This window comes from Streptomyces sp. SID5469 (assembly GCF_009862865.1).
Classification (GTDB): domain Bacteria; phylum Actinomycetota; class Actinomycetes; order Streptomycetales; family Streptomycetaceae; genus Streptomyces; species Streptomyces avermitilis.
The window spans coordinates 4496952-4516317 of the sequence record NZ_WWIN01000001.1 but is presented as its reverse complement, the minus strand read 5'-3'; the positions used below and the strand labels follow the sequence as shown (position 1 = coordinate 4516317).

Below are 19366 nucleotides of genomic sequence, written 5' to 3'. Positions count from 1 at the left end.
CACCCCGACCCAGGTCTGTGACAGGAGTTACCGTGAACGCCGAACTGCTTTCGGAACGCTTCGCCGAGCAGGCGTTCCGTACGCCGCACGCGGCCGCCGTCGTCGACGGAGCCCGGACGGTGACGTACGAGGAGCTGGACCGTGCGTCCCTGCGCATGGCCCGCCACCTGCGGGACCTGGGTGCGGGGCCCGAGACGCTCGTCGGGGTGAGCCTGCCGCGCGGCGTCGATCTGATCGTCGCGCTGCTGGCCGTCTGGCGGGCCGGCGCGGGCTATGTCCCGCTCGACCCGGCCCAGCCGCCCGCCCGCCTGTCGGACCTGGCCCGGGAGGCCGGGGCGCGCCTGGTGGTCGCCGGACCGGCCCTGGCGGGCCCCGTGCGCGACGCCGGTGCCCGGCGCGTCGGACCCGAGGAGATCCCGGACCGGTCCTCGGACCCCGCCGGCCCGCTCCCCGCCGCCGACCCCGCCAACGCGGCGTACGCCGTCTTCACCTCCGGTTCGACCGGCCGGCCCAAGGCCGTCGTGGTCACCCACGCGGGCATCGCGAACCGGATCGGCTGGACCGTGCAGCGGCATGCGCTCGGGGCGGCCGACCGGGTTCTGCAGAAGACCACCATCGGGTTCGACGCGGCCGGCTGGGAGATCTTCGCGCCGCTGGTCGGCGGCGGCACCGTGGTGCTCGCCCCGGCGGGCGCCGAGCGCGACCCGGCCGCGCTGCTGCGCGCGGTGGCCGACCACGGCGTCACCGTGCTCCAGGTCGTGCCGTCGGTGCTGCGGCTGCTCGTGGAGGAGGGTGACTGGAGCGGCTGCGGCTCGCTGCGGCTGCTGTTCTCGGCGGGCGAGGCCCTGCACGCCGAGCTGGTCGCGCGGCTGCGTGAGCGGACGGGCCAGGACCTGGAGGTCTGGAACACCTACGGTCCCACCGAGTGCTCCATCGACATCACCGCGCAGCTCGTCGACCCCGCGCTCACCGCGGGTCCGGTGCCCATCGGCCGCCCGCTGCCCGGCATGCGCGTCCTCGTCCTCGGACCGAACGGTGTCCCCGTGCCCGTCGGTGTTCCCGGCGAGCTGTACGCGGGCGGCGTCGGAGTGGCCCGCGGCTATGCCGGGCGCCCCGATCTGACCGCCGACCGTTTCGTGCCCGACCCCTACGCCACCGAGCCCGGCGCCCGCCTCTACCGCACCGGTGACCAGGTGCGCTGGCGCTCCGACCGCACCCTCGAGTACCTGGGCCGGCTCGACCACCAGGTGAAGGTCAACGGCGTCCGGATCGAGCCCGCCGAGGTCGAGGCCGCGCTCGCCGCGCACCCGGCGGTCACCGGCGCGGTCGTCACGCCGTACGAGGCCGACGGCGGCGGCAAGCGGCTCGCCGCGTACCTCACCGTCAGCGGCGAGGCGGACCCGGCCGGGCTGCGCGGTTTCCTGGCCGAGCGGCTGCCGGACAGCCATGTCCCCTCATTCCTCCACACCCTCGACGCGTTCCCGCTGACGGCCAACGGCAAGGTCGACCGGGCCGCGCTGCCCTCCCCGGCCGAGATCGCCGCCGCCGGGCAGCCCACGTACACGGCCCCGCGCGACGCGGCGGAGGAACTCGTCGCGGGGGTCTGGGCCGACCTCCTCGGTCTCGACCGGGTCGGCGCGCTCGACGACTTCTTCGCGCTGGGCGGCACGTCGCTCCAGCTGACCCGGCTCGCGGCCCGGCTGCGCGCCGCGTCGGGCGAGAAGGTCTCCCTGCGCGGCCTGTTCGCCGCGACGACGGTCCAGGCCCAGGCCCAGCTGATCGGCACACCCACGGGGGCGGCCGACGGCGGGACGAGCGGTGCCGTGACCGGCGGCACGACAGATGCCGGGCACGAGGGCACGGGCGGCACGGGCGGAGCCGTCCACGGCGGCACGGGCGCCGACGTGGACGACGGGCCCCAGATCCGCCCCGTCCCGCGCACCGGCGACCTCCCCCTCTCCTCCGGTCAGCGCCGCCTCTGGTTCCTGGACCGGATGCACCCCGGCAGCCCCGAGTGGGTCGCCCCGCTCTTCCTGCGGCTGCCGGGTTCCCTGGACGCCGGGACCGTGGGCCGGGCCCTGGACGCGCTCGCCGCCCGGCACGAGCCGCTGCGCACCCGCTACGTCGACCAGGGCGGCGAGCCGCGCCAGATCATCGACGCGCCGGGCGCCGGCACCGTCGAGCTGCGCGTCGAGGACACCGCCCGCGACGGGGTGGCCGCGCTCTTCGGCGCACAGTTCGAGCGGGGCTTCGACCTCGCCGCGGGCCCGCTGTGGCGCGCGCTGCTGGCCCGGGTGGCCGGCGAGGACCATGTCCTCCTTCTGACGATGCATCACATCACCTGCGACGGCTGGTCGACGGTGATCCTGGAACGGGAGCTGCGCGAGCTGTGCGCCGCCGACCGGGCCGGCCGCGCGCCGGACCTGCCCGAACTGCCCCTCCAGTACGCGGACTACGGCTCCTGGCAGGGTGCCCGCCTCACCGACGCCGTCGTCGAGGGCGAGCTGACCCACTGGCGCGCCGCCCTCGACGGCATCGCCCCGCTCGACCTGCCCGCCGACCACCCCCGCCCGGCGGTGCGTGATCCGCGCGGCGCGGTCGTACCGTTCCGCGTCGCCCCCGAACTCGCCGTCAAACTAGCCGAGTTGGGCCGAGCCCACGGCGCCACCCCGTTCATGACGCTGCTGACGGCGTACGCCACGCTGGTCGCCCGCCACACCGGCCAGTGGGACGTCCCGGTCGGCACCCCGGTGGCCGGCCGCACCCGGCCCGAGACCGAGAACATGGTCGGGTTCTTCCTCAACTCCCTCGTCGTACGCTGCGGCCTCACCGCGGACCTGGGCTTCACCGAGGCCCTGCGCCGGGTCAGGGACGCGGCCCGCGCCGCCCTCGTCCACCAGGAGCTGCCCTTCGAGCGGCTGGTCGAGGAGCTTCAGCCCGAGCGCGACCTGTCCCGCACCCCGCTCTACCAGGTGGCCTTCGACCTGCACAGCGAGGGCGTGACCAGCGTCGTCACCCATGACAGTGACCTGGCCGCGTTCGCCGAGGCCTGGCAGGTCGCGAAGACCGATCTGTCGCTGTTCATGCGGCAGACGCCCGACGGCTCCCTCGACGGGGTCCTCGAATACGCCACCTCGCTGTTCGAGCGGGGCACCGCCGAGCGCATGACCGGCCACTTCCTCACCCTCCTCGAACAGGTGGCCGAGCAGCCCGAGACCCCGCTCGGCGCTCTGGAGCTGCTCTCCGCCGACGAACGCCACCGCCTCCTCGTCGAGTGGAACGACACGGCCGAGGACACCGACGACCGTACGGTCTTCGAACGCTTCGAGGAGCAGGCCCGCAGCGCCCCCGAGCGCACCGCCCTGACCTTCGGCACCGAGACCGTGACGTACGGCGAACTGGACGCCGCGGCCAACCGGCTGGCGCAGCACCTGCGCACCCGCTGCGTGGGCGCCGAGTCACGCGTCGCGGTCCTGCTCGACCGGGGTCCCGAACTGGTCACCGCGCTGCTCGCGGTGTGGAAGGCGGGCGGCGCCTATGTGCCGGTCGACCCGTCCTACCCGGCCGAGCGCATCGCGGCGATGTGCGACACGGCGGGCGTACGCACGGCGGTGACCACCTCCGCGTACGCGGCCCGCTTCACCTCCTCCGGCACCCGCCTGCTGCTCCTGGACACGGACGCCGACGACATCGCCGGGCGCCCGGCCGCCGCGCCCGCCCGGACCAGGGACCCGCGACGGCTCGCGTACACCATCTTCACCTCGGGCTCGACCGGCACACCCAAGGGCGTCGAGGTCACCCACCAGGGTCTCGCCAACCACGTCGCCTGGGCGGCCCGCGAACTCGCCGGGCAGGACTACGGCGGCGGCGCCCTGTTCTCCTCGGCCGCCTTCGACCTCGTCGTCCCCAACCTGTGGGCGCCGCTGGTCACCGGGCAGCGGCTGTTCCTGCTGCCGCAGGACACCGACATGTCCGAGCTGGGCAAGCGGCTCGCGGAGGCCCAGCCGTTCAGCTTCGTCAAGCTGACCCCGGGCCACCTCGACATCCTCGCCCTCCAGCTCACCCCGGCCCAGGCGGGCGCGCTCGCGCCGGTGCTGGTGGTGGCGGGCGAGGCGTTCACCCGCGCCACCCTGGAGCGCTGGCGCGCACTCGCCCCGGACACCCGGCTGATCAACGAGTACGGGCCGACCGAGGCGTCCGTCGGCACGACGGTGTACGAGATTCCCGAGCATGCCGACGCCGACGTACTGCCCATCGGACGCCCGCTGCCCAACATGCGGGTGTACGTCCTCGACCCGGCGCTCCAGCCCGTCCCGGTCGGGGTCGCCGGCGAGCTGTACGTCGGCGGCACGGGTGTGGCGCGCGGCTACGCGAACCGCCCCGACCTGACGGCCGACCGCTTCCTGCCCGACCCGTACGGCACCGGCCCCGGCGCCCGCATGTACCGCACCGGCGACCTGGTCCGCCACCTCCCGGACGGGAACGTCGCGTTCCTCGGCCGGGTCGACGACCAGGTCAAGATCCGCGGCTATCGCGTCGAACTCGGCGAGATCCAGGCCGTGCTGACAGCGCACCCCGCCGTCCGCGACGCCGTCGTCACCGTGCACCGGCCCGAGAACGGCGAACCGACGCTGGCCGCCCACGTGGTGCCCGCCGACGCCGCCGCGCCGCTGCCCGACCTCGCCGCCCACTGCGCCGCACGCCTGCCCGAGTACATGATCCCGGCCACCTTCACCGCGCTCGACACGATCCCGGTCAACGCCAACGGCAAGGTCGACCGCAGCGCCCTGCCCGCGCCGGGACGGACCGCCGACGACGAGAGCCATGTCGCACCCAGCGGCCCCGTCGAGGAGCGCGTCGCCGAGATCTGGACCGAACTGCTCGGCGTCCAGGCCGGAGCACACGACAACTTCTTCCACATCGGCGGCAATTCGATCCTCGCGATCCGCCTGATCTCCCACCTCCAGCAGGAGTTCGAGATCGACTTCGCGGTCCGCACGGTCTTCGAGGGACCGACGGTCGCCCGTATCGCGGCCACCGTCGAGGAGCGCGTCACCGCCCAGATCGCCGCGCTCTCCGACGCCGACCTCCTCGACGACGCGGCCCGCACCGACACCACACACCTCACGAACAACCCAGCGCTGAAGGAGCACCAGGCATGAGCACCGGGGAAATGGAGAAGCCCGTCCTCTCGGGCACTGATGCCGACGCGCTCCGCGCCGAACTGCTGCGCCGCCGTCTCGCGGGCCGGCGCACCGGCGCCACCCGCCGCCCGGACATCCCCCGCGCCGACCGGGACGGCCCGCTGCCGCTGTCGTACGGCCAGCAGCAGATGTGGTTCCTCAGCCGCCTGGAGCCGGACAGCCCCGAATACCTGGTCCCGCTGGTGCTGCGGCTGCGCGGCGCCCTCGACACCGAGGCCCTCGACAAGGCCTGGCACCAACTGCTGGAGCGGCACGAGATCCTGCGCACCCGCTACGCCCTGGACGGCGACGAGCCCGTCCAGATCATCGACGCGCCGCGCCCCCTGCCCCTGGACCGGTCCGGGGCCGCGGACGACGACGCGGTCCGCGCCCTGGTCGAGGCGGACCTGGCCCGCCCGTTCGACCTCGGCCGCGACTGGCCGGTGCGGGCGCGCCTGATCCGGCTCGCCGACGACGAGCACGTCCTCGCGGTGGTCTTCCACCACATCGCCTGCGACGCCTGGTCCACCGGCGTCTTCGGACAGGAACTCAGCGCCCTGTACACGGGCTCGGCCCCGGCCCCGCTCACCGTGCAGTACGCGGACTACGCCGCCTGGCAGCGCGCCGAGCTGACCGGCGAGGTCGTCGAACGTCACCTCGACCACTGGAAGGGCCGGCTGGCGGACCTCGCGCCGCTCGAACTGCCCACCGACCGGCCGCGCCCCGCCGTGCGCGACGGCGCCGGTTCCGCCGTCGCCTTCGACGTGCCCGCCCCGCTGGGCACCCGGCTGCGCGAGCTGGCCGCCGCGCACGACAGCACCCCGTTCATGCTGTTCCTCGCCGCCTACCAGAGCCTGCTGGCCCGCCACACCGGCCGCGCGGACATCGCCGTCGGCACCGTGGTCTCCGGCCGCGGCCGCCCCGAGCTGCAACGGCTCATCGGCTACGGCATCAACACCCTGGTGATGCGCGGCGACCTCTCCGGCGACCCCGCCTTCACCGACCTGCTGGCCCGCACCAGGGCCACGGTCCTGGACGCCTACGACCACCAGGACGTCGCCTTCGCCCAGGTCGTCGACGCCCTCGGCCCCGAGCGCGACCTCTCCCGCACCCCGCTGTTCCAGGTCGCGTTCACGATGCACGGCGACCGCAGCTCCGCGTTCGCGTTCCCCGGCGTCGAGGTGGCGCCGTTCGAGGGCGCGGGCCGGGTCGCCAAGTTCGACCTGGACCTCCAGATACGTGAGCGGGCGGACGGCTCGTTCGGCGGGCACCTGGAGTACGCCACCTCGCTGTTCGACCGGGCGACGGTCGAGCGGTTCGCCGGCCATCTGCTGCGCCTGCTCACGGGGATCGCCGCCACGCCCGGGGCGCGCCTGTCCGCGTACGAGATCGTGGGCGAGCGGGAGAAGGCCGTCCTGCTCGGCGCCCCCGAGGCCGTGGAGCCCGTGACGCGCCGCGTGCACGAGGTGTTCGAGGAGCAGGTGGCGCGGACCCCCGAGGGGGTCGCGGTCTCCTTCGAGGGGACGGATCTGACGTACGCGGAGCTGAACGCCCGCGCCAACCGGATCGCCCACGCCCTGATCGCGAAGGGGGTCGGCCCGGAGACGCTCGTCGGGCTGAGCCTGGAGCGCGGCATCGAACTGATCCCGGCCCTGCTCGGCATCCTCAAGTCGGGTGCCGCGTATCTGCCGCTGGACCCGGCGAACCCGGCCGACCGGATCGCGTACATCGTCGGGGACGCACAGGCCCCGGTGGTGGTGACCACCGCCGAGCACGCGCATCTGTTCGACGTGGAGCTGCTGCTCCTCGACACGGACGCGCCGGACCTGGCCGCGCGGCCGGACTCCGACCCGGGCGTGCCCGGCAGCCCCGAGAACCTGATCTACACGATCTACACCTCCGGCTCGACGGGCCGGCCGAAGGGCGTCGCCCTCACCCACACCAACGTCGTACGCCTCCTGGAGCGCGGCAACGAGCACTACGCCTTCACCGACACCGACGTCTGGCCCCTCTTCCACAGCTACGCCTTCGACGTCTCCGTCTGGGAGATGTGGGGTGCCCTGCTGCACGGCGGCCGGCTGATCGTCGTCCCCTACGACGTCACCCGCTCCCCGGAGGAGTTCCTCGACCTGCTGGTGCGCGAGCGCGTCACCGTGCTCAACCAGACGCCCTCCGCCTTCCGTTCGCTGGTCGCCGCGGACGCCGAACTGTCGCTGCGCGCGGTGGTCTTCGCGGGCGAGAAGCTGGAGATCTCCGAACTGCGCCCCTGGGCCGACCGGTTCGGGCTCGACCGGATCGCGCTCGTCAACATGTACGGGATCACCGAGACCACCGTCCACACCACCTACCACCGGCTGACCGAGCGGGACCTGGACCCGCGGGCGGGCAACGCGGTCGGCCATCCGCTGGCCGACCTGCGGGTGTACCTCCTGGACGCGGACCGACAGCTGGTCCCGGTCGGCGTGCCCGGTGAGATCCACGTCGGCGGCCCCGGCGTGGCACGCGGCTACCTCAACCGGCCGGAGCTGACGGCCGAGCGGTTCGTCCCGGACCCGTACGGTCCGGCGGGCTCGCGTCTCTACAAGAGCGGCGACCTCGCGCGCCGGCTGCCCGACGGCAGCCTGGAGTTCCTGGGCCGGATCGACGACCAGGTCAAGATCCGCGGCTTCCGGATCGAGCTGGGCGAGATCGAGACCGCGCTGGCCGCGCATCCGCAGGTCCGTGACGCCGTCGTCCTGGTCCGCGAGGACACCCCCGGCGACAAGCGCCTCGTCGCCTACACGACGCCGGCCGCCGACCAGGCCCCGGCCCCCGGCGACCTGCGCTCCCACCTGGCGGCCCGGCTGCCCGAGTACATGGTCCCGGCCGCGTTCGTCGCCCTCGACGCGCTGCCCCTGACCACCAACGGCAAGCTCGACAAGCGCGCCCTGCCCGCCCCCGGCCAGGACGCCCTCGGCGCCGCCGGCCACGTCGCCCCGCGCACCGTCGCCGAGGAGCGGATCGCCGAGGTGTGGGCCGACGTCCTCGGCCTCGACCGGGTCGGTGTCGAGGACGGCTTCTTCGAGCTCGGCGGTCACTCCATCCGCGCCGTCACCCTGGTGGGCCGGCTCCGCGCGATCGGCTACGACCTCGCCGTGCGCGACGTCTTCGAGTACCGCACGGTCGCCCGCGTCGCCGAACTGGTCACCGGGCGCCCGGCACCGGAGGACGCCGACCGCAGGACCGAGCCGTTCTCCCTGCTCACCGCCGAGGACGCGGCCCGGCTGCCCGACGGGCTCGCCGACGCCTACCCGCTGTCCCAGGTGCAGCTCGGCATGGTCGTCGAGATGCTCACGGACGACGGCAAGCACCCGTACCACAACGTCACCTCGTTCCGTATCCGCGACGAGCGGCCCTTCTCGCTCGACGCCCTGCGCGCCGCCGCCGCGGCCGTCGTCGCCCGCCACGAGGCGCTGCGCACCTCCGTCGACCTCACCGGCTACTCCGTGCCCCTGCAACTGGTCCACACCACGGCCGAGATGCCGGTCGGTGCCCGCGACCTGACCTCCCTCACCGAGGAGGAACTCCTTTCCTCCCTGCGGGAGTTCACGGCCAAGGAGCGCTCCGAGCTGTTCGACCTGGCGACCCCGCCCCTGCTGCGCCTGCACGCACACATGGCGGGCGACGGCAGCTGGTGGATCACCAACACCGAGTGCCACGCGATCCTCGACGGCTGGAGCCACCACTCCCTGCTGATGGAGGTCCTGGAGGAGTACGGCCGCGTCCGCGACGGCGGACAGCCGTCCGAGGCCCCCGTGCCGGGCGTCCGCTTCGCCGACTTCGTCGCCGCCGAGCTGGACGTGCTCGACTCCGCCGGGACCCGCGCCTACTGGCAGTCGGTCGTCGACGGCTACGCCCGGCTCACCGTGCCGGCCCCCTGGCGCGGCGACCCGGACGACACCGGCGCCCCGTACCGGGTGCCCGTGCCCTTCCACGACCTGGAGGACCGGCTGCGCGCCCTGGCCACGAAGGCGGGCGCCTCCCTCAAGAGCGTCCTGCACGCGGCCCACCTGAAGACGCTGAGCATGCTCACCGAGGAGGACCGCTTCTTCAGCGGTCTGGTGTGCAACGCCCGGCCCGAGGTGCTCGGCGCCGACCGCGTCTACGGCATGCACCTGAACACGCTGCCGTTCGCGTACGACCGCACGGCCGCCACCTGGCGCGACCTGGCCGCCGCCGTGTTCGCCCGGGAGATCGAGCTGTGGCCCCACCGCACCTATCCCATGCCGGTCATCCAGCGTGAACTCGCGGGCGGCGAGCGGCTGATCGACATGCGGTTCAGCTATCACGACTTCGACCAGGTCGACCGCGCCCAGGTCGACTACCTGGCCAGCATCGACGACAGCCCCACCGAGTTCCCGCTCGGCGTCTCGGCCCGCGTCGGCCACCTCGTCCTCACCGCGTCCCCGAAGGCCCTGAGCCGCGCCGGCACGGACCGCCTCGCGGCCATGCTGCGCGGCGTCCTGGAGGCGATGGCGGCGGACCCGGAGGGCGACGCGCAGGCGTCGTTCCTGCCGGCGGGGGAGCGGGAGCGGCAGCTCGTCGAGTGGAACGACACGGCGTACGAGGCCGAGACCGCCTCCGTGCTCCGGCGCTTCGAGGAGCAGGCGGCCCGCACCCCGGACGCGGTGGCCGTCGGTCACCAGGACGGCACGCTCTCGTACGGCGAACTCGACGTGCGCGCCAACCAGTTGGCGCACCATCTGCGAGGCCTGGGCGTCGGTGCCGAGTCGCGGGTCCTGGTCCGGCTCGACCGGGGCCCGGACCTGCTGACGGCGCTGCTCGCGGTGTGGAAGGCCGGGGGCGCCTACGTCCCGGTCGACCCCTCCTACCCGGCCGACCGCGTCACCGCCATGCGGGAGCTGTCCGGCGCCCCCGTGACCCTCACGGAGATCCCGGTGCGGGCCCTGATCAGCCTGCCCACCGGCGCTCCCGCCAGGACCGACGACCTGGACCGGCTCGCGTACGTCATCTTCACCTCGGGTTCGACCGGCACCCCGAAGGGCGTCGAGGTCACCCACCGGGGACTGGCCAACCATGTCGCCTGGGCGGCGCGGGAACTGGCGTCCCAGGGGGACGGCGGAGCCCCGCTGTTCTCCTCGGTCGCCTTCGACCTGGTCGTCCCGAACCTGTGGGCGCCGCTGGTCACCGGCCAGGCCGTGCACACCGTGAGCCAGGACGTCGACATGGCCGACCTGGGCGAGCACCTCGTCGCATCGGGCCCGTACAGCTTCATCAAGCTCACCCCGGGCCATCTGGACGTGCTCGCCCAGCAGTTGGCACCCGAGCAGGCGGCGGCCCTCGCGCCGGTGCTGGTGGTGGCGGGCGAGGCGTTCACCCGCGCCACCCTGGAGCGCTGGCGCGCGCTCGCCCCGGACACCCGGCTGATCAACGAGTACGGGCCGACCGAGGCATCCGTCGGCACGACGGTCCACGAGGTGCCGCGGGACGCCGAGACCGACGTACTGCCCATCGGGCGCCCGCTGCCCAACATGCGGGTGTACGTCCTCGACCCGGCGCTCCAGCCGGTCCCGGTCGGGGTCACGGGTGAGCTGTACGTCGGCGGCACGGGCATCGCCCGCGGCTACGCGGGCCGCCCCGACCTGACGGCCGAGCGCTTCCTGCCCGACCCGTACGGCACCGAGCCCGGCGCCCGCGTCTACCGCACCGGCGACCTCGTACGCCAACGCCCGGACGGGAACGTCGAGTTCCTCGGCCGGGTCGACGACCAGGTCAAGATCCGCGGCTACCGCGTCGAACTCGGCGAGATCCAGGCAGTGCTCACCGCCCACCCCGGTATCCGCGACGCCTTCGTGACGACCGTCGACGGCGAACTGGCCGGCTACTACGCGCCCGCCGGCGCGGAAGGGGTCCGCGAGCACCTCGCCGACCGGCTGCCCGACTACATGGTCCCGGCGACCCTGACCGCCCTCGACGCCCTGCCCCTGAACGCCAACGGCAAGATCGACCGCAAGGCGCTGCCCGCACCCGACGCCGCCGCGGCCGACGACGACGGGTACGTCGCCCCGCGCACCGACACCGAGGAGCGCATCGCCGCCGTGTGGGCGCAGGTCCTCGGCCTCGAACGCGTCGGTGTCGAGGACGGCTTCTTCGAGATCGGCGGCCACTCCATCCGCGCCGTCGCCCTCGTCGGGGCACTGCGCTCCGCCGGGTTCGACATCGGCGTACGCGACGTGTTCGAGCACCGCACGGTCGCCGCCCTCGGCGAGCACCTGACCGGGCGCCCCGCCCGGACCGAGGTGGACACCCCCGTGGCGCGGTTCGCGCTGGTGCCGGCCGAGGACCGCGCGCGGCTGCCCGAGGACGCGGTGGACGCCTATCCGCTGACGCAGGTACAGCTCGGCATGGTCCTGGAGATGCTCGCCGACGACACCAAGCACGCCTACCACAACGTGTCCTCGTTCCGGATCACGGAGGCCGCGCCCTTCTCCGCCGACGCGCTGCGCGGCGCCGCCGCCGTGGTCGCCGGCCGCCACGAGATGCTCCGCACCTCCTTCCACCTCGACGGCTTCTCGCAGCCGCTCCAGGTGGTGCGTGCACACGCGGCGATCCCCGTCGCCGTGCACGATCTGACCGCGCTCGACGAGGCGGGGCGGCGGCGCGCCGTCGAGGAGTTCATCGCCCGGGAACGCGCCGACCTGTTCGACCTGGAGCGGGCCCCGCTGCTGCGGATGACCGCACACGTCGAGGAGGACGGCGCCTGGCGCCTCGGCCTCACGGTGTGCCACGCCATCACGGAGGGCTGGAGCCACCGCGCGCTGCTGATGGAGCTGCTCGACGAATACCGGCGGCTGCGCGACGGCGGACAGCCGTCCGAGGCCCCCGCGCCCGCCGTCCGCTACGCGGACTTCGTCGCCACCGAGGTGCGCTCCCTGGAGTCGGAGCACGACCGGGCGTACTGGCGTGACGTCACCGGCGGCTTCGCGCGCTTCGCGCTGCCGGCGGCCTGGGCGGGCGACCGCTCGGCCCCGCGGGAGACCTTCCGGGTCGCGGTGGAGCTGCGCCCCTTCGAGCAGGGGCTGCGCGCCCTGGCCGCGCGGGCCCGGGTCTCCCTCAAGAGCGTGCTGCTCGCGGCGCACCTGAAGGCGCTGAGCGTGCTGACCGAGGAGGACCGCTTCCACTCGGGTCTCGTCTTCAGCGCCCGCCCCGAGGCGCCCGGCGCCGACCGCGTCTACGGCATGTACCTCAACACCCTGCCGTTCGCCTTCGACGCCGACCGCGACCGCACCTGGGAGGAGCTGGTCCGCGAGGTCTTCGCCCACGAGGCGGGCATGTGGGAGTACCGGCGCTACCCGATGCCGGCGATCCAGCGCGACGCCGGGGTGGAGCGGCTGCTCGACGTGCGCTTCAGCTACCAGGACTTCGACCACGTGGACACCGAGCGCGTCGACGTCGGCGACAGCTCGGGCGAGGGCGCCACGGAGTTCTCCCTCGCCGTGTCCGCTGTCTCCGGCTACCTGCTGATGACCACGCACACCCACGCCCTGTCCCGGGCGAACGCCGACCGGCTCACCGCGCTGTACGCGGGCGTGCTCACCGCCATGACACAGGACCCGGCGGGCGACGCCCGGGCCGTGCCGCTGCCGGCGGACGAGCTGCGGCGCCAGCTCGTCGAATGGAACGACACGGCGTACGAGGCCGAGACCGCCTCCGTGCTCCGGCGCTTCGAGGAACAGGCGGCCCGCACCCCGCGGGCGCCCGCCGTGACCCTGGGCGAGCGGACCCTGACCTACGCCGAACTGGACGAGCACGCCAACCGGCTGGCCCACGCGCTGCGGGCGCGCGGTGTCGGCGCCGAGTCCCGGGTGGCGGTCCAGCTGGACCGCGGCCCCGTGCTGATCGCCGCGCTCCTCGCGGTGTGGAAGGCGGGCGGCGCGTACGTGCCCGTCGACCCGTCCTACCCGGCCGAGCGCGTCGCGTCGATCGTCGGGACGTCGGGCGCCGCGGTGGCGGTCACCTCGGCGGCGTACGCGGACCGGTTCGGTGCCGTGTCGCTGCTGCTCGACGACGAGGACGTCAGCGCCCTGCCGTCGGCCGCGCCCGCCCGCGCCGACGACCTCGACCAGCTCGCCTACGTCATCTTCACCTCCGGTTCGACCGGCCGGCCCAAGGGCGTCGAGGTGCCGCACCGCGGCCTCGCGGGCCATGTCGGCTGGGCGGCACGGGAGCTGGCCTCGCGGGGGACGGGCGGCGCGCCCCTGTTCTCCTCGGTCGCCTTCGACCTGATCGTCCCGAACCTGTGGGCGCCGCTGGTCACCGGGCAGCGGGTGTTCGCCGTCCCGCAGGACACCGAACCCGCCGAGCTGGGACACCGGTTGCTGGCCGGCGCCCCGTACAGCTTCGTCAAGCTCACCCCCGGCCACCTCGACCTGCTCGCCGAGCAGCTCACCACCGAACAGGCGCAGGAGCTGGCCGAGGTCATGGTGGTGGCGGGCGAGGCGCTGCCCGGCGCCACGGCCGACCGGTCCCTGGACATCCTCGGTCCGGGCCGCCTCATCAACGAGTACGGCCCGACCGAGGCCTCCGTCGGGACCACGGTCTTCCCCGTCCTCGCGCCGGTCGGGCGCGACGTCGTACCGATCGGGCGTCCGCTGCCCAACATGCGGGTGTACGTGCTGGACTCGGCGCTCCAGCCGGTGCCGGTGGGAGTCACGGGGGAGCTGTACGTCGGCGGCACGGGTGTCGCCCGCGGCTACGCGGGCCGCCCCGACCTGACCGCGGAGCGGTTCCTGCCCGACCCGTACGCGGCCGAGCCCGGCGCCCGGCTGTACCGCACCGGTGACCTCGTACGTCACCTCCCGGACGGGAACGTCGAGTTCCTCGGCCGGGTCGACGACCAGGTCAAGATCCGCGGCTACCGGGTCGAACTCGGCGAGGTGCAGGCGGTGCTCGCCGAACACCCGGCCGTGCGCGACGCGTTCGTCACCGTCCACGAGCCCGTTCCCGGCGACCGGCGTCTGGTCGGCTACTGGACGCCCGCCGCGGGCGCCGGGGCGCGGCCGGAGGAGCTCGCGGCGCACTGCGCGGTGCGGCTGCCCGACTACATGGTGCCGTCGGCGTTCGTGGCCCTGGAGGCGCTGCCCCTGAACGCCAACGGCAAGGTCGACCGGGGGGTCCTGCCCGTCCCCGGCCGGGGGGCGCTGCGCAGCGGCACCGCGCATGTGCCGCCGCGCACCCCGACGGAGAAGGCGCTGGGCGCCATCTGGTCCGAGGTCCTCGGCGTCGAGGAGATCGGCGTCCACGACCGCTTCTTCGACCTCGGCGGCCACTCGCTGCTGATGATCAAGGTGCTGGCGGCGGCCCGCGCGGCGGGCCTCGCGGTCTCCGTCTACCGCATGTACCAGCACGACACGCTGATCGACCTGGCGGCGGCGGTGGACGAGGACACGGCGGCGGGGGCCCGCGCGGGCGGTTCGCAGTCGGCCGACGCGGAGTCGGCCACGAGCGGCGCCGCCGCCGAAACACAGGCCTCGGCCGGCACGGCACCGGCCTCTTCGGCGGAGGCTGGCGGGTCTCCGGCGGAGGCTGCCGGGTCTGCTGTGGGTGCCGTCTCGGCTGGGGGCGCTCGTGCCTCCGGTGCTGCGGGCTCCTCCGGGGAGGCTGTCGCCCCCGCTGCGGTTGCTGCGGGCTCTTCCGGGGAGGCTGTGGTCTTCACCGCTGCCGCTGCCGCTCCCGGCGTCCCCACTCCCGCTCCCGGCGTGGACGCCGCCGCCCCCACCGTCGCCGTCTCCGCCGAGTTGCTTGCCGCTCTGTTGGAGCAGGCCGCCGGGGGTGACCCGGGGCGGGCGGGGAGCGGGGTGGTGCCCGAGGCCGCCGCGTTGCTCGGGGCCGCGCGCCGGGAGGCGCCCGGGGTGCGGGGCGAGGACCGGGATCCGCTCGCCGAGGGGCTCACGGCCGCCATGGCCGAGCGTCATGTGCCGGGCGTCGCCCTCGCCGTCATCCGCGACGGCGCGGTCGCCGAACTGCGCGGCCACGGCACCCTCGAGGCCGGCGGCAGCGACCCGGTGACCGAGCGCACCCTCTTCCAGGTCGGCTCCATCAGCAAGCACCTGACCGCGTTCGCGGTCCTGCGTCTCGTCCACGAGGGCCTCATCGACCTGGACGCCGACATCGACGGCTACCTCACCTCCTGGCACCTGGCCGACGACCCGGCAGCGCCGGGCACCGTCACCGTGCGCACGCTGCTCGGCCACCGCGCCGGTCTCGCCCGGCACCGCAGCGTCGGGTTCCGCCCCGGCGAACAGCTGCCCACCCTCCTGGACCTCCTGGAGGGCAGGCCCCCGGTGACCACCCCGCGCGTACGGCGGGAACTGCCGCCCGGCGAGGTGTTCCGCAAGAGCAGCACGCACTACTGGGTGCTCCAGCAGGTGCTGGAGGACGTCACGGGCGAGCCCTTCGAGACGCTGATGCGCCGGCTGGTCCTCGACCCGCTCGGCCTCGCCGACACCAGCTTCGACCAGGAACACCCGCGCACCGCGGGCCTGCCCGTCGCACTCGGGCACGACGCCCACGGCACCCCGCTGAGCGGCGGCTGGCGCGAGCGGGCCCACCTGGCGGCCGCCGGCCTGTGGACCACGGCGGGCGACGCCGCCCGCTTCGTACTCGCCGTACGGGACGCCCTCCTGGGCGCACCGGGGGCCCTCGTCCCGCAGGCCCTGGCCCGGGAACTGCTCGCGGGCGAGACCGGCACCTTCTACGGGCTCGGCACCATCGTCGACGACACCGGCGACGACCTGGAGTTCGGCCACGGCGGCGAACCCTCGGGCTACTGGAACATGGCGATCAGCCGGATGCACGGCGGCACCGGGTTCGTCGCGCTCACCAACGCCGACTCCGGCAAGGCCGTCGTCAAGTACCTCACCGCCGAACTCGGCCGCAGGGACGCGACGTTCGGCAGCGGCCGGCTCGCCGCCGACTGGCGTCGCGAGGACCCGGCAGGCGCGCTCCCGGCGGTGCTCGCCCCCGTCGTCACGGACGAGGAGCGCGCATGACGGCCGGCCCCCGCGAAGCGCCCGCACGACGGCCCGCACGCCGTCCCGCCCCCATCCGCAAGGTGACCCATCCGCAGGAGGACACCGTGGCACCCGTACGGCATCTGATCTCCATCGACGACCTCTCCGACACCGACCTGTACTCCCTCGTACTCCGTGGCGCCGCCTTCTCGGCCGGTACCGCGGGCCGCCCCGCGCCGCTGGCCGGGGACGTCGTCGGCATCTACTTCCGCAAGACGTCGACCCGCACCCGCACCGCCTTCTCCAGCGGAGCTCTGCGACTGGGGGCGCAGATCATCGCGTACGGCCCCGACGACCTCCAGCTCAACACCGGCGAGACCAGCGAGGACACCGGACGGGTCATGTCCGGCATGCTCGACGTCCTGGTCGCCCGGACCGCCGGCGACCCCGCCGAGATGCGGGCCTGGGCCGCGCAGGACCGGATGGCGGTCGTCAACGCGATGAGCGCGGACGAGCACCCCACCCAGGCACTGACCGACCTGACCACCCTGCAAGGGCACTTCGGCGGCATCGAGGGGCTGCGGGTGCTGTACGTGGGCGAGGGCAACAACACCGCGTCGGCGCTGGCGCTCGCACTGACTCGCTATCCGGGCGTCTCCCTCGAACTGCGCACGCCGCCGGGCTACGGGCTGGCCCCGTACTACCGCGAACGCGCCGCCGACCAGGCCGGCCGCCACGGCGCCACGTTCCGCGAGCGGCACGACATGGACGACCTGCCCGCCGATCAGGACGCCGTCTACACCTCCCGCTGGCAGACCACCGGCACCAGCAAGCCGGACCCGGACTGGCGGGAGATCTTCGCCCCGTTCCAGGTGTCGGCGGCACTGTGGGAGACCAGTCCCAAGGCGGTCTTCCTGCACGACCTGCCCGCGCACCGCGGTGACGAGGTCACCGCCGAGGTGCTGGACGGCCCGGCGAGCATCGCCTTCGCGCAGGCGGAGAACAAGATGCACAGCGCGATGGCGGTGCTGGAGTGGTGCAGGCCGTGACCCTCGTCGAGGGCGCCGGTCCCCGGACCGGCGCCCCACCCGAACCGCTGCGCCGCAACCGGGAGTTCCTGCTCCTGTGGTCCGGCGCGAGCATGTCGTTCCTCGCCACGCGGGTGACGGCGGTGGCCTACCCGTTGATCGTGCTGTGGCACACCGGCTCCCCGCTGGCGATGTCCGTGGTGTCCACGGCGGCCCTGCTGCCGCTGCTCCTGGTGCAGCTGCCGGCCGGCGCCCTGGTGGACCGCTGGGACCGGCGCCGGCTGATGCTGGGCTGCGAGGCGGGCCGGGTCCTCGCGGTGGGCAGCGTGGCGCTGGCGCTCGCGGCGGGCCGGGTGGACGTGGCCCACCTGGCGGCGGTGGCGTTCCTCGAATCGGCCCTGGCCGTGTTCTACCGGCTCGCCGAACGCGGCGCCGTACGCAACCTCGTCCACCCGGCGCACCTGCCCGCCGCCCTCGCGCAGAACGAGGCGCGCGGGCGGGCGGCCGGTCTGCTCGGCCAGCCGGGCGGGGTGCTGCTGCACTCGGCGGCCCGGTGGCTGCCCTTCGGCTTCGGCGTGCTCGGCTACCTCGTCTCGCTCGTCACCCTGCTGTTCGTCCGCAAGGACTTCCAGGCGGAGCGCACCGCCCCGGCGCGTCCGGGACGGCTCACCGGTGAGGTCGCCGAAGGCATGCGCTGGCTGTGGCGCCAGCGGTTCCTGCGCGCGGCACTCGGCTATGTCGCCGGCACCAACGTCCTGTTCCAGATGCTGGCACTCGCCCTGATCCTGCGGATCAAGGAGGCGGGACTGCCGTCGGCGACGCTCGCGGTCGTCGTGGGCATCGGCGGCGTCGGCGGCCTGGGCGGGGCGCTCGCCGGCGGCCGCCTCCAGCGCCTGATGTCCCAGCGCACCCTGCTGATCGGGGGCGCCGTCGCCTGGACGCTGCTGATCGGCGCCATGGCACTGACCGCCCGCCCCGTGCTCCTCGGCGCGCTGTACGCGGGCACCGGATTCGTCGGCGCCGTGTTCAACGTCGCCGCCGCCGTCTACCAGGTGCGCATCACCCCCGACGCGTTCCAGGGCCGGGTGGCCGCCACCGCGGGACTGATCGGCTCGGGCACCAACGCGCTCGGCTCGTTCGCGGGCGGCCTGCTGCTCACGGCGTGGGGCGCGCTGCCCACGGTCCGCGCGATCGCCGCCGCCATGGCCGTACTGGCCCTGCTCGCGGCGGTGGCACCGGGCCTCAGGGGAGAAACGGCGGCGACGCCACGGACAGCGGAGCCGGTCGATCCGGTGGAGCCGACGGAGAAACCGGTGGAGCCGACGGAGAAACCGGTGGAGCCGACGGAGAAAGGAGAGGGGGACCGATGACTGAACGACGTGTGCACGGCGTGCGCGGCGAGCCGTGGCTCAGGCGCTACCCGGCCCGGTCGGGAGGCCGCCCCCGGCTCCGGCTCGTCTGCTTTCCGCACGCCGGCGGCAACGCCCAGCTCTACCACGGCTGGCCGGCGCGTCTGCCGTCCGACCTGGAGCTGCTCGCCGTCTGCTACCCCGGGCGCCAGGAGCGGCTCGCCGAACCCTGCGTCACCGACATGGCCACACTGGCCGACGCGGTCACCGACGCGCTGCTGCCCCACCTCGACGTCCCGCTCGCCCTGTTCGGGCACAGCATGGGCTCGACGGTGGCCTACGAGACGGCCCTGCGGCTTCGGGCCCGGCACGGCGTCGTACCCCGGCGGCTGATGGTCTCGGCCCGCTCCGCACCGCACCGCGCCCGCCCCTCCGGGCTGTATCTGCGCACCGACGACGAACTCGTCGCCGGGGTGCGCCGGCTCGGCGACCTGGGCTCGCAGGCGTACGACATCCCCGAACTGCGCGAGCTGCTGCTGCCCGCGCTGCGCGCCGACTACCGGCTCATCGAGAGCTACCGGCCCGCGACGCCCCCGGAGCCGGTGGCGTCGCCGGTCACCGCGTATCTCGGCCGCAGCGATCCGGGCTGCGACCGCGACAGCGTCCTCGCCTGGTCAGAGCTGTCCTCGGCCGGGGACTTCGCCCTGCGCACCTACCCGGGCGACCACTTCTATCTCGCGCAGCGGGAAGCCGAACTGGTCGCCGATGTCAGTAAAGATCTGGAGGAATGACTC

General features: G+C 74.3%; 5 protein-coding genes. All 5 read left to right on the top strand.

From position 1 onward, the window contains the following. Positions 1 to 32 precede the first annotated feature (32 nt). The 5 genes from GTY58_RS19015 to GTY58_RS18995 are packed head-to-tail and all read left to right on the top strand — an operon-like array spanning position 33 to position 19363. A complete protein-coding gene (locus tag GTY58_RS19015) occupies positions 33 to 5162 on the top strand; it encodes a non-ribosomal peptide synthetase (protein ID WP_010985074.1) in 5130 nt (1709 codons plus the stop codon). Then, positions 5159 to 16234: a non-ribosomal peptide synthetase gene (locus tag GTY58_RS19010; protein ID WP_052295932.1), complete on the top strand. Its 11076-nt coding sequence runs from the start codon at positions 5159 to 5161 to the stop codon at positions 16232 to 16234. Before GTY58_RS19015 ends, GTY58_RS19010 begins: the two co-directional genes overlap by 4 nt. Beyond that, positions 16231 to 17244: an ornithine carbamoyltransferase gene (locus GTY58_RS19005; RefSeq protein ID WP_107083269.1), complete on the top strand. Its 1014-nt coding sequence runs from the start codon at positions 16231 to 16233 to the stop codon at positions 17242 to 17244. Before GTY58_RS19010 ends, GTY58_RS19005 begins: the two co-directional genes overlap by 4 nt. After that, positions 17241 to 18593 carry an MFS transporter gene (locus GTY58_RS19000; RefSeq protein ID WP_010985071.1) on the top strand — a complete coding sequence of 451 codons (1353 nt, stop codon included), beginning with the start codon at positions 17241 to 17243 and terminating at the stop codon, positions 18591 to 18593. The genes GTY58_RS19005 and GTY58_RS19000 overlap by 4 nt, the downstream gene beginning before the upstream one ends. Continuing rightward, positions 18590 to 19363 carry an alpha/beta fold hydrolase gene (locus GTY58_RS18995; protein WP_042493257.1) on the top strand — a complete coding sequence of 258 codons (774 nt, stop codon included), beginning with the start codon at positions 18590 to 18592 and terminating at the stop codon, positions 19361 to 19363. Before GTY58_RS19000 ends, GTY58_RS18995 begins: the two co-directional genes overlap by 4 nt. Positions 19364 to 19366 lie beyond the last annotated feature (3 nt).